Here is a 14,772-nt window from a genome sequence, read left to right as displayed (position 1 = left end):
ACGGGGCCCGAGCGCGATATAAAAAGCCCTAAAATTTTACTCATTTTGGCGCAAAAAGCAACCTGAGCGTGCTAAATTTCCGGCTTTTCGGCGGTCGCGTTAGCGACCAGGGAATCCAGGCGGCATCATACCTTTCATGCCACGCATCATTTTGGCCATGCCGCCTTTCTTCATTTTCTTCATCATGCGCTGCATATCATCGAACTGTTTCAGCAGTCGATTGACGTCTTGCACCTGCATACCTGAGCCCAGCGCAATACGACGTTTGCGCGAACCCTTGATGATTTCTGGCTTCTCACGCTCTTTACGCGTCATCGAGTTGATGATGGCTTCCATGCGAACCAGTACTTTGTCATCCATCTGCGATTTAACGTTATCAGGCAGTTGACCCATGCCCGGCAGTTTGCCCATCAGGCTCGCCATACCGCCCATGTTGCGCATCTGCTTCAGCTGCTCAAGGAAGTCGTTGAGATCGAAACCGTCGCCGGTTTTCAACTTCTTAGCCAGTTTCTCCGCCTGATCGCGGTCAACTTTGCTTTCGATATCTTCAATCAGAGACAGCACATCGCCCATGCCGAGAATGCGCGACGCGATACGGTCTGGATAGAATGCTTCCAGCGCCTCAGTCTTCTCGCCCATCCCCATGAATTTGATTGGCTTGCCGGTAATGTGGCGAATCGACAGCGCCGCACCACCGCGCGCATCACCGTCGACTTTCGTCAAGATGACACCGGTCAGTGGCAGCGCTTCATTGAAGGCTTTTGCCGTATTGGCGGCATCCTGACCCGTCATCGCATCGACTACAAACAGGGTTTCCACCGGATTAATCGCGGCGTGTACCTGTTTGATTTCATCCATCATCGCTTCATCAACGTGTAAACGACCGGCGGTATCCACCAGCAGCACATCGTAGAATTGCAGTTTGGCTTCTTTCAGCGCGTTCTGAACAATATCAACTGGCTTCTGGCTCAAATCAGATGGGCAGAAATCGACGCCAACCTGCTGTGCCAGGGTTTCTAACTGTTTGATCGCCGCGGGGCGATAAACGTCAGCAGAAACCACTAAGACTTTCTTCTTGTGCTTCTCGCGCAAGAATTTACCCAGTTTCGCCACGCTGGTCGTTTTACCGGCACCCTGCAAACCCGCCATCAGCACCACGGCTGGCGGCTGCGCATTCAGATTGAGCGCATTGTTTTCGGCGCCCATCGCCGCAACCAGTTCGTTGCGCACGATTTTGATGAACTCCTGGCCTGGCGTCAGGCTTTTGTTCACATCGTGGCCAACGGCGGCTTCTTTTACGCGATTAATAAATTCACGTACCACCGGCAGCGCAACGTCGGCTTCCAGTAGCGCCATGCGTACTTCACGCAGTGTGTCTTTGATGTTGTCTTCGGTCAGCCTTCCGCGGCCGCTGATATTGCGCAGGGTTTGCGACAAACGATCGGTTAAATTATCAAACATGCTCTCTCACTTAGAACCGTAGCGAGGCCGCCATAGGCGACACAATGCGGCGGATTATAACACGAAGATGGAGCGATCTCTGCAATTGACCGTCAGATCGTTTGGAGCCTGCTGCTGCTGGCGCTATACTGCTTTTTTCCTTATCTGACCGATACCTGAAAGGATCTATGTTCGTTTTCGCGATCGTGGCGCTGTTCGCCTACTCCCTCAGCCTTGCATTGATCATTCCCAGCCTGCTTAAACGCAATGGTGGCTGGCGTCGTTTTGCCGTACTTTCAGCCTGCGTGGCGCTGATTGCGCACGCCGTTGCCTTGCAGCAGCGCATTTTTGCCGTCGATAACGGGCAAAACCTTAGCCTGCTGAATATTGGCTCGTTAGTTAGCCTGCTGATCTGCGCCATCATGACGATTGTCGCCTCGCGTAATCGCGGCTGGCTGCTGCTACCGATTGTTTACGGCTTTGCGCTGATCAATCTGGCCTTTGCCACTTTTGTGCCGAATGCCTTTATCACTCATCTGGAAACCACTCCGGGCATGATGGTGCACATCGGCCTGTCGCTGTTTGCCTATGCCACGTTAATTATTGCTGCACTTTATGCATTGCAGTTGGCGTGGATTGACTACCAGCTGAAAAATAAGAAGCTGGCTTTCACCCAGGATATGCCACCGCTGCTCAGTATTGAGCGTAAGATGTTTCACATTACGCAAATCGGCGTGGTGCTATTAACGTTGGTGCTCTGCACCGGTCTGTTCTTTATGCACAACCTGTTTAGCGCCGAGAACGTGGATAAGGCGGTTCTCTCCATCATTGCCTGGTTTGTCTATATTGTTTTGCTCTGGGGACACTATCACGAAGGCTGGCGCGGACGCCGCGTCGTATGGTTTAACTGCGGCGGTGCGCTGCTGCTGACCATGGCCTACTTTGGCAGTCGCGTGCTTCAGCACCTGCTCACATCTCACTAAGGATTTTGTGTTGGAACACGTTTCAACCACCACGCTGATCATTACGCTGGTCATCATGGTGCTGGTCTCTGCGTATTTCTCCGGTTCAGAGACCGGTATGATGACGCTCAACCGTTACAAACTGCGCCATAAAGCGAAAAGCGGTAACCGCGGCGCACGCCGTGTGGAAAAATTACTGCGTCGCCCCGATCGCCTGATCAGCCTGGTTTTAATCGGCAACAACCTCGTCAATATCCTCGCTTCCGCTCTCGGCACTATTGTTGGTATGCGCCTGTATGGCGATGCTGGCGTAGCGATTGCTACCGGTATCCTGACGTTTGTGGTGCTGGTATTTGCTGAAGTGCTGCCGAAGACGATTGCTGCGCTTTATCCAGAGAAGGTGGCCTATCCAAGCAGTGTGTTACTGGCGCCACTGCAATATGTGATGCTGCCGCTGGTGTGGCTGCTGAATACCATCACCAGGATTTTAATGCGTATGGTGGGCATTAAAACCGATGGTTCAATCAATTCAGCGCTCAGCAAAGAAGAGCTGCGCACCATTGTGCATGAGTCACGCTCGCTGATGTCGCGTCGCAATCAGGACATGCTGCTCTCAGTACTCGATCTGGAGAAAGTCAGCGTGGACGACATTATGGTGCCACGCAATGAAATCGTCGGCATCAACGTTAATGACGACTGGAAATCCATTGTGCGTCAACTTAGTCATTCGCCACATGGACGCATCGTTCTGTTCCGCGATTCACTGGACGATTGCGTCGGCATGCTGCGCGTACGTGAAGCATGGCGCATGATGACCGAGAAAAAAGAGTTCAACAAAGATCGTCTGTTGCGTGCTGCCGATGAAATTTACTATGTGCCTGAAGGCACGCCGCTTAACGTACAGCTGGTAAAATTTCAGCGTAATAAGAAGAAAGTCGGTCTTGTCGTGGATGAATATGGTGATATCAAAGGATTAGTGACCATTGAAGACATTCTGGAAGAGATCGTGGGCGATTTCACCACTTCAATGTCGCCGTCTCTCGCCGAAGAGGTGATGCCGCAGAATGACGGCTCCGTTATCATTGAAGGCAGCGCCAACGTGCGTGAAATCAATAAAGCCTTCAACTGGACATTGCCGGAAGAGGATGCCCGCACCATTAACGGCATGCTGCTGGAAGCGCTGGAAGAGATTCCGCTGGTCGATACGCGCGTTACGCTAGGTGCTTACGATATTGATATCCTCGATGTGCAGGACAACATGGTTAAGCAGATACGCATCACGCCGCATCATGCGCTGAAATCCTCCATTGGATCCTGAAGTCAGCAAACAAAAACGCCGCGATAATCGCGGCGTTTTTCATTGTGCATAAGCACCATTTCAACTAAATGTGCAGCTCTTTCAACTTCTCAGCCGGCAGCTTCAGATCTTCGTTGCGGTTCACGCCAATGTCGTGAGCCAGCACATTGCGCGCGATCTGCTGCGCTTCATCCAGTGAGTGCAGCTTGTAGCTACCGCATTGGTATTCGTTCAGTTCAGGAATCTGGCTCTGCTCTTTAACCTTCAGAACATCTTCCATCGCGCCTTTCCAGGCTTTTGCCACGCGCTGCTCGTCAGGCGTACCAATCAGGCTCATGTAGAAACCGGTGCGGCAGCCCATTGGCGAGATATCAACGATTTCTACGCCATCACCATTCAGGTGATTACGCATAAAGCCGGCAAACAGATGCTCCAGCGTATGAATGCCACGCTCAGTCAGAATGTCGATATTCGGACGGCAGAAACGCAGGTCGAAAACGGTGATGGTATCGCCATGCGGAGTCTTCATGGTTTTTGCTACGCGCACTGCGGGTGCGCCCATGATGGTGTGATCAACAGTAAAACTATCCAGTAGTGGCATACGTCACCTCCTGTTTTGGAATTTTTTTTAAAACGATGAAACTTTTCTGTTCGCCCAACGTCTGAATATATGAAAGACGCGCATTTGTTATCATCATCCCTGACAACAGAGATGTTAATTTTGGCCACATTGATGTGGCCATTTTCTTTTCTAGCCTTCGCGACCTGCAAGGTAGCTTTCGAAATCCAGCGTATCGCTCTCTTCCAGCTTCTCTTGTGCCTGTACCGATTCCCGCGCCTGACGACTAAAATCATCTTCAGTAAGAATTTCTAGCGACTCCTCGCACAACAGATGACGATATTGTTCCGCCAATGCCACGCCTGCGCCGGTCAAACCGTTTTCTTTGATGGCATGAAGGATGCGTGCCGAATAGGTTAGCTCAGGATCGTCAAATGATGCCACCAGTTGATCGCAAACCTGTTGATATTGCGTGTTGCCATGATTGCTGTCGAGGACTTCCGCCACACGACGCAGATCGGCAAACAGAGCCTTGCCCACTTCAACCAGCGTGTGTTCTGTTTCGCTACAGCCCACAGCAATAACCTGACCCGGCTTACGCCCTTCCATCACGACGCGATTCCAGTTATTACGCGTACACAGAAGCTCATCTGAACTCATTTCTGGCGCATCGGCCAGCGTACACCAAATCAGGAACAGATCGAGGAAACGTGCCTGATCGGCATCTACACCGATTGCGGAGAATGGGTTGATATCAAGTGAGCGCACTTCTATGTATTCGATACCGCCGCGCAGCAACGCATCGGACGGTGCCTCGCCTGAACGCGTCACGCGTTTCGGACGAATCGGCGCATACAGCTCATTTTCAATCTGCAGCACATTGGTATTCAGCTGTAGCCAGTTGCCTTCGGCATCTTTGGTGCCCATCGCCGCATACTCTTCCGACGGCGTTTTAATCGCTGCTTTCAGAGCCGCTACGTAGCCTTCCAGCGAGTTGAAGGTGATGCCTAATCCGCTCTGCGATTTATTGGTGTAACCCAGATCGCTTAAGCGCAATGACGTAGCGTGAGGTAGCCACAACGTCCCCTTGCCATCAGTTTCAAACGGCAACGTACTTTCACGCCCCTGCAGGAAAGAGGAGCAGATTGCCGGTGAGGCACCAAACAGATACGGAATCACCCAGCCAAAGCGATAATAGTTGCGAATTAAGCGCAGATAGCCAGCAGAGATGGTCTCTTTACCGCTTTCTGCATCTTTCACATCCGCCCATTCCTGCCAGAACGACAGCGGCAGCGAAAAGTTGTAATGCACGCCAGAGATGATCTGCATTAGCGCGCTGTAACGGTTTTTAAGCCCCTGTCGATACAACGTTTTCATTTTGCCGATATTAGAGCTGCCATACTGCGCTAGCTCAATGCTATTAACGTCATCAATGTAGCCAGGCATGCTAAACGGCCACAAACGTTCCTCGCCCAATTCACGCGCCACATGACGGTGAATATCACGCAGGAAGGCCAGCGATCGATCGATGTCCTGATCAACTGGCGTGATGAACTCCATCAGCGTTTCAGCAAAATCGGTGGTAATCCAATCGTGCTTGAGCGCGGAACCGAGTGACTCAGGATGTCCTGTCGTTGCCAGGTGACCATCGGGCTTGACGCGTAATGATTCGCGCTCAATACCACGGCCGATACCCTTTAACGCGTCAGGATGCGCTTCCAGCCAGGAAAGCGCCTTTGATACGTCCGGGATCACATTAACCTCCCGCTGTGTGAATAATTTATTTTTGTTCAGCATAATGTTAACCGTAGCCTCGAATCTGTGCGAATCAATGCCACCATTGCAAAGTTTGTAAGGTGGCAGTCGCTATAACGATATAACGCAGCGTTTTACCGATGGTGAGGAACAGCACCGAAGGCAGCCAGGCAAAGCGTAACCAACCTGCAAGCACGCAAAGTAAGTCGCCCACTACCGGCAGCCAGCTAAACATCAGTGCTGCAGGTCCCAATCGGTGTAACCACGTCATTGCTGTGTCGTGCCATCGCCCTTGCTTTTTAAGCGGCATCAGGCGACCAAGAAGAATGTTGGTCAGGCCACCCAGCGTGTTTCCCACTGATGCGGCCAATAACAATCCATAAACCGAGCCCTTTTGAGCGATCAGCAGTGCTACCAGCACCGCTTCCGAGCTTCCCGGTAACAGGGTTGCGCTCAGAAAGCTACTGCCGAATAACGATCCATAGGTCAGGAATTCATTCACAGTAAACGGACATCAACCACGTCCATGCCTGCTGCTTTAGCGGCTTGTACGCCAAAGTCAGCATCCTCAAACACCACACAGCGCTCGGGCGCGATACCCATCAATTCGGCGCAGCGTAAAAAGGTATCCGGTTGCGGTTTATGACGCTGTACGTCATCAGCCCCGACAACCGCATCAAACAGGTGGTAAACACCTAACTCTTCAAGCAGTGCTTTCGCCAGACTGTGCTCGCTGCCGGTGCCTACCGCCATCGGACGACGACCATGATAAGCCTTGACGACGTCCATCAACGGAAGCGGGCGCACATCATCCAACAGCATTGCTTTCAGTGCAGCGGTTTTTTCCGCCGCCAGCAGATGTGGATCGTGACTGGCATTATTCTGCTCAACAATGAACTGCGCCAGTTGCCAGGTTGGCGCACCGTTGAAACCCACCATTTTTTCTTCATCCATGGTGAAACCATAGCGGCTCAACACCTGCTGCCAAGCTTTTCGATGTGTCGGCTCAGTATCGAGAATGGTGCCGTCCATATCGAAAATCAGGGCGTCATATTGGTCGTACATTGTCACTCCGTCGAGTACCACAAAATGAGCCATTACTTTAGCGTAATGCGCTCAGGTTGTCGCCAGGCGCGCTTAACCGCAAATGCTTTGAAAGCATTAGCATTTTTCGTTTTAGGAAAAAGGTCAGAGTGCAATGCCGAAGATAAACGCCGGTTAATTCAGCGATTTTTTTACAAGTTGATTTGATTGCCGCAGGATTCAGAAACTGAGAGTCAAAAACAGAAAGGTATCGAAGAAGAGATGGTGCATCCAGGAGGATTCGAACCTCCGACCGCTCGGTTCGTAGCCGAGTACTCTATCCAGCTGAGCTATGGATGCATCGAGTTACCGCTGAAGAAAATTTTGAGAGGTTTGAAGAGGAATGGTGCATCCAGGAGGATTCGAACCTCCGACCGCTCGGTTCGTAGCCGAGTACTCTATCCAGCTGAGCTATGGATGCATTGAGGTTTTCTTACGATGGACTAACTGAAACAACCTGAGGATGATACGAAGAATGGTGCATCCAGGAGGATTACTCGGCTATCGCCTCGCCCTTCGGGCCGTTGCTGAAGCAACGTTATCCTCCTTAGTGTTTACTGAACGTTTATCACGCCATGACACACTGAGGCACTTTTCCATATTCGAGAATATGGTGCATCCAGGAGGATTCGAACCTCCGACCGCTCGGTTCGTAGCCGAGTACTCTATCCAGCTGAGCTATGGATGCATCGAATTAATTCTTGTACAACGCAGGGTGCTAACAACTCACCATGAAAGGAACTGCTCGTTCACTCTTACTTCATCTTTCCGAATGGTGCATCCAGGAGGATTCGAACCTCCGACCGCTCGGTTCGTAGCCGAGTACTCTATCCAGCTGAGCTATGGATGCATCGGAAATGGCGGTGAGGCGGGGATTCGAACCCCGGATGCAGCTTTTGACCGCATACTCCCTTAGCAGGGGAGCGCCTTCAGCCTCTCGGCCACCTCACCTTACGCGTTCTTCCGAACCGTGCTTCTGAACTTGTTTCTGCTCATCGGCACTGCGTGGCGCACATATTACTTTCCCGGACTTATAAGTCAAACATTTATTTCCAGCCATTTGTTTGATTGCACAAATGACACTCAATTCGGATGTTTTGACGACAAAAAGAGTGATTTATCAACAAAGAAAGGACGTTACAGATAATAAAATGGGAACAAAGACATTCAGGAACGCGAAAGGAAGATGAGAGAGAAAGAGAGAGAAAAGGCAGAAAGATAGAGGAAACCGGTAGCGCCTCGCTGATTAGCGAGGCGCTGAATCCGTTAGTAACTCGTTTGCTGAGTTTTTTCGGCTTGAATACGCTGATAGATCTCTTCGCGATGAACCGAAACTTCTTTAGGCGCGTTAACACCAATGCGGACTTGGTTACCCTTAACACCCAGCACCGTTACAGTCACCTCATCGCCAATCATGAGGGTTTCACCAACTCGACGAGTTAGAATAAGCATTCTTTGCTCCTTGAAAGATTAAAAGAGTCGGGCTTGTTCGGTCTCCCGGCCGTATCCATCATATAACGCTGAACAATGCCTATGACAAATACACCATTGTGCTTCGCCATGCCAATACATTCTGCTGATAGTTAGTTTAGCCGAAATACACTACATCAACCGGACTTTGTCATTACCTGGTGCGCACCGCGTTAAAAAAGCGCCAGAAAACGGGCTTCTGGCGCTTATCACAATGCGAAGTTTTATACGTTACAGTCGGTTACTGACCCATTCCTGCACGCCAGCCAGCGCGCCAGCCAGCGCCTGCGGATCGGTTCCGCCTGCCTGAGCCATATCTGGACGACCACCGCCTTTACCGCCAACCTTAGAAGCCAGTTCGCCCACCAGTTCGCCAGCTTTTACGCGGTCAGTAAGATCTTTGGTCACGCCAGCAATCAGTGAAACTTTTCCTTCATCAACGGTTGCCAGCACGATAATGGCAGAACCTAACTGGTTTTTCAGATCGTCAACCATGGTACGCAACATTTTTGGCTCAACATTGCTCAGTTCTTTCACTAACAACTTAGTGCCTTTAATTTCAACTGCTTTGCTGCTCAGTGAAGCGCTTTCCTGCGCTGCTTGCTGATCGCGAAGTTGTTGTAACTCTTTTTCCAGCGCGCGGACGTGATCAACCAGGCCGCGCACTTTCTCGTTGAGATTACTGCTGTTGGCCTTCACCAGCTGCGCGACATCCTGCAGCTGTTGGCTCTGCGCATTAATTTGCGCCAGTGCGCCTTCACCCGTTACGGCTTCGATACGACGTACACCGGCCGCAGTACCCGATTCAGACTGAATACGGAACAGACCGATATCACCGGTACGAAGTGCGTGGATACCACCACACAGCTCGGTAGAGAAATCGCCCATGGTCAGCACACGGACGCGCTGATCATATTTCTCGCCAAACAGCGCCATTGCGCCTTTCTGTTTCGCGTCGTCGAGGTCCATGATCTCCGTTTCAACCGCAAGGTTGCGGCGAATCTGCGCATTGACAATATCCTCAACCTGACGGATTTCCTGCGGCTTCATCGCCTCAAAATGCGAGAAGTCGAAACGCAGATACTTGTCGTTAACCAGTGAGCCTTTCTGTCCAACGTGGTCACCTAAAACCTGACGCAGCGCAGCATGCAGCAAGTGCGTGGCAGAGTGGTTCAGTCGAATGCGTGCGCGGCGAGCTTCATCAACCTGCGCATGTAAACGATCGCCAACGCGTAATTGACCGTGGCTCAGCTTACCGATATGACCAATTGCTTTACCATACTTCTGCGTATCCTGAACGCTAAATTCAGCATTCTGCCCAGTCAGCACGCCGGTATCGCCAACCTGTCCACCCGACTCGCCGTAAAATGGCGTTTCCTCGAGAACGACAACCGCATCCTGGCCTGCGTCAATCTGCTCAACTTGCTGGCCATCAACGAACAGCGCTTGAACAACAGCATTCAGTTCCAGATGGTCATAACCTTTAAAGTTGGTCGCAGCGTCAATGCGGATAACATTGTTGTAGTCAGCACCAAAACCACTGGCTTCACGCGCGCGCTGGCGTTGTTGTTCCATTGCCGCTTCAAAGCCCGCTTCATCGATCTTCAGATTGCGTTCGCGGCACACATCAGCCGTCAGATCCGCCGGGAAGCCGAAGGTATCGTACAAACGGAAGACCGTTTCGCCGTCAAGCGTATCGCCCTGCAATTTCGCCAGTTCATCATCCAGCAGCGCCAGTCCACGCTCCAGAGTTTTAGCAAACTGCTCTTCTTCATTTTTCAGCGCATTTTCAACATGCTTCTGCTGACGCTTCAGATCTTCACCCGCTGCGCCCATCACTTCAATCAATGGCGCTACCAGCTTGTAAAAGAAAGCATCTTTCGCCCCCAGCATGTTGCCATGACGCACTGCGCGACGAATGATACGACGCAATACATAGCCGCGGTTTTCATTCGACGGGATCACACCATCGGCGATCAGGAAGGCGCAAGAGCGAATATGGTCAGCAATAACGCGCAGCGACTTATTATCCAGATCGGTCGCACCAGTCACCTGCGCAACGGATTTGATCAATTTGGCAAAAAGGTCGATTTCGTAGTTGGAGTTAACGTGCTGCAACACCGCAGCAATACGCTCCAGCCCCATACCGGTATCGACGGAAGGTTTTGGCAGCGGCTGCATGGTACCGTCGGCCTGACGGTTAAACTGCATAAAGACGATGTTCCAGATCTCGATGTAACGATCGCCATCCTCTTCCGGGCTGCCCGGAGGGCCACCCCAGATATGATCGCCATGATCGTAGAAAATCTCGGTACACGGGCCACAAGGGCCAGTGTCGCCCATCTGCCAGAAATTATCAGATGCGTAGGCGCTGCCTTTGTTGTCACCGATACGGATAATACGCTCACGCGGTACACCAATATCGTTGGCCCAAATTTCAAAGGCTTCATCGTCAGTTTCATAGACGGTCACCCAGAGACGCTCTTTTGGCAGCTTAAACCACTGCTCACCCGTCAGCAGTTCCCATGCATAAGCGATCGCCTCTTTCTTGAAGTAATCGCCAAAGCTGAAGTTGCCCAACATTTCAAAGAAGGTGTGGTGACGCGCCGTGTAGCCCACGTTTTCTAAATCGTTATGCTTGCCACCGGCACGTACACAACGTTGGGACGTAGTTGCACGACTATAGTCGCGCTTGTCCTGCCCGAGGAAAACGTCTTTAAACTGGACCATTCCGGCATTGGTAAACAGCAACGTCGGATCGTTGTTTGGCACGAGGGAGCTACTAGCTACAACCTGATGCCCCTTGCTATGAAAAAAATCGAGAAACGCTTGACGGATCTCAGCAGTGCTCTTGCTCATAAAATTCCTGGAATCACGCTAACGAACGTTCCCTTTCGCAGACAAACCACATCCATCCGGCCTGCCGCTGATTGAGGAACAAAAAGTGGGAATAAGATAAATTTTCTTCAGTGGGAAGTAAAATCACATCGCCTTTCAGTCGTCACTATTTCTGAAAACAGCCTGAATATCTTCCATCATAAAGCCTTTTGACATTAAAAAGCGCTGCACTTTGCTTTTCTCAGCCCAGGTTTGGGGCAATGGCTCGCCAAACTTGCGCCTGGCGAGATCGGCAGCACACTGGCTCCAGTCAACCTCTGTATCAAATAGAGCCTGGTTAATCTCGTCCCGGTCGATCCCTTTTTGCTGCAGCTCCATCCGGACGCGCTGAGGACCATACCCCTTGCGGGCACGGCTTTGAATGAAGCGTTCAGTAAAGCGCTGGTCGTTTAACCATCCGCTTTCCTGACACCAGTCGAGAACTTTCTCCAGTAACTCTTCTGGAATCGGTATGTTTTCTTGCTGCTGTAGGTAAGCGGCGCGTTGGGAAGAGAGCTGAAGTTTACGCTTCAACTCTTCGCGGCTATGGTCACGATGCGCAAGAATGCGCATGGCACGGTCGAGTAAACGGGAATATGTTGGTGCAGGTGCCGCTGATGATGATGATGACATGTGATCAACCTTGTTCTAACCGTCGTGCAGGGTCGCAGGGTAAAGCAAGAAGACGAGGAGGAAAAGCGCTGGCGGGGGAAAAGCAAAACGGGAGCATTTCTGCTCCCGTTGTTATTTTAGAAATCTTCGTTGGTTTCGCTAGCTTCTTCGCGATCCTCAGCAGAGATAGTCGCAGTCTCTGCCGCCGCGGCATCTCCGCTCAACAGCAAGTCACGTAACTTCTTGTCGATTTCATTAGCGATCGCCGGATTCTCTTTGAGGAAGTTGGTTGAGTTCGCTTTACCTTGACCAATTTTCTCACCGTTATAGCTGTACCACGCACCGGCTTTTTCAACCAGTTTGTGTTTCACGCCAAGATCCACCAATTCACCAAAGGTGTTAATACCTTCGCCGTACATGATCTGGAATTCAGCCTGCTTAAACGGTGCCGCAATTTTGTTCTTCACGACTTTCACGCGGGTTTCGCTACCCACCACTTCATCGCCCTCTTTGATCGCACCGATGCGGCGGATATCCAAGCGGACAGAGGCGTAGAATTTCAGTGCATTACCACCGGTTGTGGTTTCTGGGTTACCGAACATCACACCAATTTTCATACGAATCTGGTTTATGAAGATCAGCAGCGTGTTGGACTGCTTCAGGTTACCGGCCAGCTTACGCATCGCCTGGCTCATCATACGCGCGGCCAGACCCATATGCGAATCACCGATCTCGCCTTCAATTTCCGCTTTCGGCGTCAGTGCTGCCACGGAGTCGACGATGATCACGTCAACCGCACCTGAGCGTGCCAGCGCATCACAGATCTCCAGCGCTTGCTCGCCGGTGTCCGGCTGCGAGCACAGCAGGTTGTCGATATCGACACCCAGTTTTTTTGCATACACGGGATCCAGCGCGTGTTCAGCATCGATAAAGGCGCAGGTTTTGCCTTTGCGCTGCGCGGCAGCAATAACCTGCAGGGTCAGCGTAGTTTTGCCTGAAGATTCTGGTCCGTAAATCTCAACGATACGTCCCATCGGCAAGCCACCCGCGCCAAGCGCGATATCCAGTGACAGTGAACCCGTAGAGATGGTTTCGACATCCATTGAGCGGTCTTCACCCAAGCGCATGATGGAGCCTTTACCAAATTGCTTCTCAATCTGGCCCAGTGCGGCAGCTAAAGCCTTCTGTTTATTCTCGTCGATCGCCATTTCTACTCCTAATCATACTGGGTGAGCCGACATCAAGTATGTCGCTCGTTCTGTTGCTGCTAATTATACTGTATGGTCATACAGTATCAAGTTTAATTTGTCAGAAATTCATCAAGAAGTGTTTGTAGCGCCCAAGCTACTGACTGACGACGTACTGCATCCCGGTCACCGGCAAAGATCTTACGCTGCGCTAATACGCGCCCCTCTGGACCCGCAATAGCAAACCAGACGGTACCCACTGGTTTATCGACAGAGCCGCCATCCGGTCCCGCAATGCCACTGACAGAAATTGCGTATTCTGCCGACGCTGCCTGTCTGGCGCCGCTTGCCATTTCACGCACAGTTTGTTCGCTAACGGCGCCATACTGCTCTAATGTCGTACGATGTACGCCCACCATCTGCTGCTTAGCTTCATTACTGTACGTCACGAAACCGCGCTCAAACCAGGCGGAGCTTCCGCTAATGTCAGTAAACACTTTGGCAATCCAGCCCCCGGTACACGATTCCGCCGCGGTTACCGTGGCCTTACGTCTCTTCAACTGCTCGCCAATGTGGCGACTTAAGTGCTGTAACTGTTCATCGTTCATTGGCTTCTCCCGGTGTGGCGCTTAACGTTAGCAGTAAATGGTGCGCCGAAAAGCCCTTTTCAACCTTGATCGACCAATTCTGCGCACTCGCTTCCAGTTACCTTAACGGGTTTTCACTGCAACCATAAACAGTCGCGGGAAAGCCAGCAAAACCCGGCCATCATTGCGAACAGGATAGGCAGGAATCAGTGCCTGATGGTAATCATGGAGAAAGGCAGCTTGCTGCGCTTCATCCAGCGCCGAGAGGAAAGGTCGTAGCCCGGTGGCGCGCAACCAGGTAATGATGCCCTGCGTATCCGCCATCAGGTGATAATAGGTCGTACGCCAGATATCAACCTGACAGCCCGCATCAGTTAACAGATCGTAATAGCGATCGGTGGTAAGCAGCCGTTTGCGGTCGGCCGCCTGCGGCGAAATCAGCCCCTGCCATTTTTCACTCGCAGCGACTTCACGCATCAAGCGGTGTGATGGTTCTTCAAGATTGTCGGGCATTTGAATAGCCAATACGCCACCGACGGCCAGCTGGTTCACCTGATGTGGCAGTAACGTAGGGTGATCGGTTAACCACTGTAATGAAGCGTTTGCATAGATGACCTGCTGCGGTTGCTCGGCTTGCCAGGTGCGAATATCCGCCTGCTGAAAATGGCAATTTGGTAGCCGCTCACGTGCCTGCACCAACATCGCTTCAGAGCTGTCAATGCCGGTTATCTGCGCATTCGGCCAGGCGTGGGTCAACAACTCCGTACTGTTTCCAGGGCCGCAGCCGAGATCGACAGCAAAGCGCACATCTGTGTGCGGTATACGCTCCAATAGCTCTCGCGCCGGACGCGTACGCTCAGATTCGAATTGACGATACAACTGTGGATTCCAGTCTTGCATGGCAATGCTCCTGTCTTGGCTGAAGAGGCACACACTACCTGCT

At 51.6% G+C, this 14,772-nt stretch carries 13 protein-coding genes and 5 tRNA genes; 2 read left to right on the top strand and 16 right to left on the bottom strand.

Annotated elements, in window-relative coordinates; translation table 11 throughout:
* Positions 1–99: 99 nt before the first annotated feature.
* The gene (gene ffh / locus AAGR08_RS03605; protein WP_097096312.1) at positions 100–1,461 is read right to left on the bottom strand and encodes a signal recognition particle protein; all 1,362 of its coding nucleotides are present in this window, start codon (positions 1,459–1,461) and stop codon (positions 100–102) included.
* Between the two features lie 167 nt (positions 1,462–1,628).
* Here ffh and AAGR08_RS03600 point away from each other — a divergent pair, with 167 nt between their 5' ends.
* Together AAGR08_RS03600 and AAGR08_RS03595 are read left to right on the top strand one after the other, a co-directional pair.
* The gene (locus tag AAGR08_RS03600; RefSeq protein ID WP_007893311.1) at positions 1,629–2,423 is read left to right on the top strand and encodes an inner membrane protein YpjD; all 795 of its coding nucleotides are present in this window, start codon (positions 1,629–1,631) and stop codon (positions 2,421–2,423) included.
* A gap of 10 nt (positions 2,424–2,433) precedes the next feature.
* Positions 2,434–3,720 carry an HlyC/CorC family transporter gene (locus tag AAGR08_RS03595; protein ID WP_345828580.1) on the top strand — a complete coding sequence of 429 codons (1,287 nt, stop codon included), beginning with the start codon at positions 2,434–2,436 and terminating at the stop codon, positions 3,718–3,720.
* Between the two features lie 64 nt (positions 3,721–3,784).
* On the opposite strand, the gene luxS is transcribed toward AAGR08_RS03595, so the two are convergent.
* The 15 genes from luxS to tam form a co-directional block, all read right to left on the bottom strand.
* Positions 3,785–4,300 (bottom strand): S-ribosylhomocysteine lyase, encoded by a 516-nt coding sequence (gene luxS / locus AAGR08_RS03590; RefSeq protein WP_097096310.1) that lies wholly within the window; start codon positions 4,298–4,300, stop codon positions 3,785–3,787.
* Positions 4,301–4,450: 150 nt separating this feature from the next.
* Positions 4,451–6,055: a glutamate--cysteine ligase gene (gshA, locus tag AAGR08_RS03585; protein WP_097096309.1), complete on the bottom strand. Its 1,605-nt coding sequence runs from the start codon at positions 6,053–6,055 to the stop codon at positions 4,451–4,453.
* 31 nt (positions 6,056–6,086) lie between these two features.
* Positions 6,087–6,515 (bottom strand): YqaA family protein, encoded by a 429-nt coding sequence (locus AAGR08_RS03580; protein ID WP_345828578.1) that lies wholly within the window; start codon positions 6,513–6,515, stop codon positions 6,087–6,089.
* Positions 6,512–7,078 (bottom strand): fructose-1-phosphate/6-phosphogluconate phosphatase, encoded by a 567-nt coding sequence (yqaB, locus tag AAGR08_RS03575; protein WP_097096307.1) that lies wholly within the window; start codon positions 7,076–7,078, stop codon positions 6,512–6,514. Before yqaB ends, AAGR08_RS03580 begins: the two co-directional genes overlap by 4 nt.
* A gap of 241 nt (positions 7,079–7,319) precedes the next feature.
* Positions 7,320–7,396, bottom strand: a tRNA-Arg gene (locus tag AAGR08_RS03570).
* Positions 7,397–7,440: 44 nt separating this feature from the next.
* Positions 7,441–7,517, bottom strand: a tRNA-Arg gene (locus AAGR08_RS03565).
* Positions 7,518–7,707: 190 nt separating this feature from the next.
* Positions 7,708–7,784: transfer RNA gene (locus tag AAGR08_RS03560), tRNA-Arg, on the bottom strand.
* Positions 7,785–7,869: 85 nt separating this feature from the next.
* Positions 7,870–7,946 (bottom strand) — tRNA-Arg (locus tag AAGR08_RS03555).
* An 8-nt stretch (positions 7,947–7,954) separates the two neighbouring features.
* Positions 7,955–8,047: transfer RNA gene (locus AAGR08_RS03550), tRNA-Ser, on the bottom strand.
* 315 nt (positions 8,048–8,362) lie between these two features.
* Positions 8,363–8,548: a carbon storage regulator CsrA gene (csrA, locus tag AAGR08_RS03545; RefSeq protein WP_004155916.1), complete on the bottom strand. Its 186-nt coding sequence runs from the start codon at positions 8,546–8,548 to the stop codon at positions 8,363–8,365.
* Between the two features lie 249 nt (positions 8,549–8,797).
* The gene (gene alaS / locus AAGR08_RS03540; protein ID WP_345828559.1) at positions 8,798–11,425 is read right to left on the bottom strand and encodes an alanine--tRNA ligase; all 2,628 of its coding nucleotides are present in this window, start codon (positions 11,423–11,425) and stop codon (positions 8,798–8,800) included.
* Between the two features lie 135 nt (positions 11,426–11,560).
* Positions 11,561–12,076, bottom strand: coding sequence for a regulatory protein RecX (locus tag AAGR08_RS03535; RefSeq protein WP_345828558.1), 516 nt, complete (start codon positions 12,074–12,076; stop codon positions 11,561–11,563).
* 116 nt (positions 12,077–12,192) lie between these two features.
* Entirely contained in the window at positions 12,193–13,263 is a 1,071-nt protein-coding gene (gene recA, locus AAGR08_RS03530) for a recombinase RecA (RefSeq protein ID WP_345828557.1), read from the bottom strand.
* 92 nt (positions 13,264–13,355) lie between these two features.
* On the bottom strand, positions 13,356–13,850 hold the full coding sequence (pncC, locus tag AAGR08_RS03525; protein ID WP_345828556.1) for a nicotinamide-nucleotide amidase: 495 nt from the start codon (positions 13,848–13,850) through the stop codon (positions 13,356–13,358).
* 102 nt (positions 13,851–13,952) lie between these two features.
* The gene (gene tam, locus AAGR08_RS03520) at positions 13,953–14,729 is read right to left on the bottom strand and encodes a trans-aconitate 2-methyltransferase (RefSeq protein ID WP_345828554.1); all 777 of its coding nucleotides are present in this window, start codon (positions 14,727–14,729) and stop codon (positions 13,953–13,955) included.
* Positions 14,730–14,772 lie beyond the last annotated feature (43 nt).

Origin of the sequence: Pantoea sp. BRR-3P, from assembly GCF_039621635.1 — a bacterium.
Lineage (GTDB): Bacteria > Pseudomonadota > Gammaproteobacteria > Enterobacterales > Enterobacteriaceae > Pantoea > Pantoea floridensis.
Note: the sequence above shows the minus strand (reverse complement) of the source record. Positions and strands in the feature narration are given on the sequence as shown.

Coding starts and splice junctions, on each gene's coding strand:
- AAGR08_RS03535 (WP_345828558.1), bottom strand. CDS start 12,076: ATGTCATCATCATCATCAGCGGCACCTGCACCAACATATTCCCGTTTA.
- yqaB (WP_097096307.1), bottom strand. CDS start 7,078: ATGTACGACCAATATGACGCCCTGATTTTCGATATGGACGGCACCATT.
- tam (WP_345828554.1), bottom strand. CDS start 14,729: ATGCAAGACTGGAATCCACAGTTGTATCGTCAATTCGAATCTGAGCGT.
- pncC (WP_345828556.1), bottom strand. CDS start 13,850: ATGAACGATGAACAGTTACAGCACTTAAGTCGCCACATTGGCGAGCAG.
- alaS (WP_345828559.1), bottom strand. CDS start 11,425: ATGAGCAAGAGCACTGCTGAGATCCGTCAAGCGTTTCTCGATTTTTTT.
- csrA (WP_004155916.1), bottom strand. CDS start 8,548: ATGCTTATTCTAACTCGTCGAGTTGGTGAAACCCTCATGATTGGCGAT.
- recA (WP_345828557.1), bottom strand. CDS start 13,263: ATGGCGATCGACGAGAATAAACAGAAGGCTTTAGCTGCCGCACTGGGC.
- AAGR08_RS03600 (WP_007893311.1), top strand. CDS start 1,629: ATGTTCGTTTTCGCGATCGTGGCGCTGTTCGCCTACTCCCTCAGCCTT.
- luxS (WP_097096310.1), bottom strand. CDS start 4,300: ATGCCACTACTGGATAGTTTTACTGTTGATCACACCATCATGGGCGCA.
- ffh (WP_097096312.1), bottom strand. CDS start 1,461: ATGTTTGATAATTTAACCGATCGTTTGTCGCAAACCCTGCGCAATATC.
- gshA (WP_097096309.1), bottom strand. CDS start 6,055: ATGCTGAACAAAAATAAATTATTCACACAGCGGGAGGTTAATGTGATC.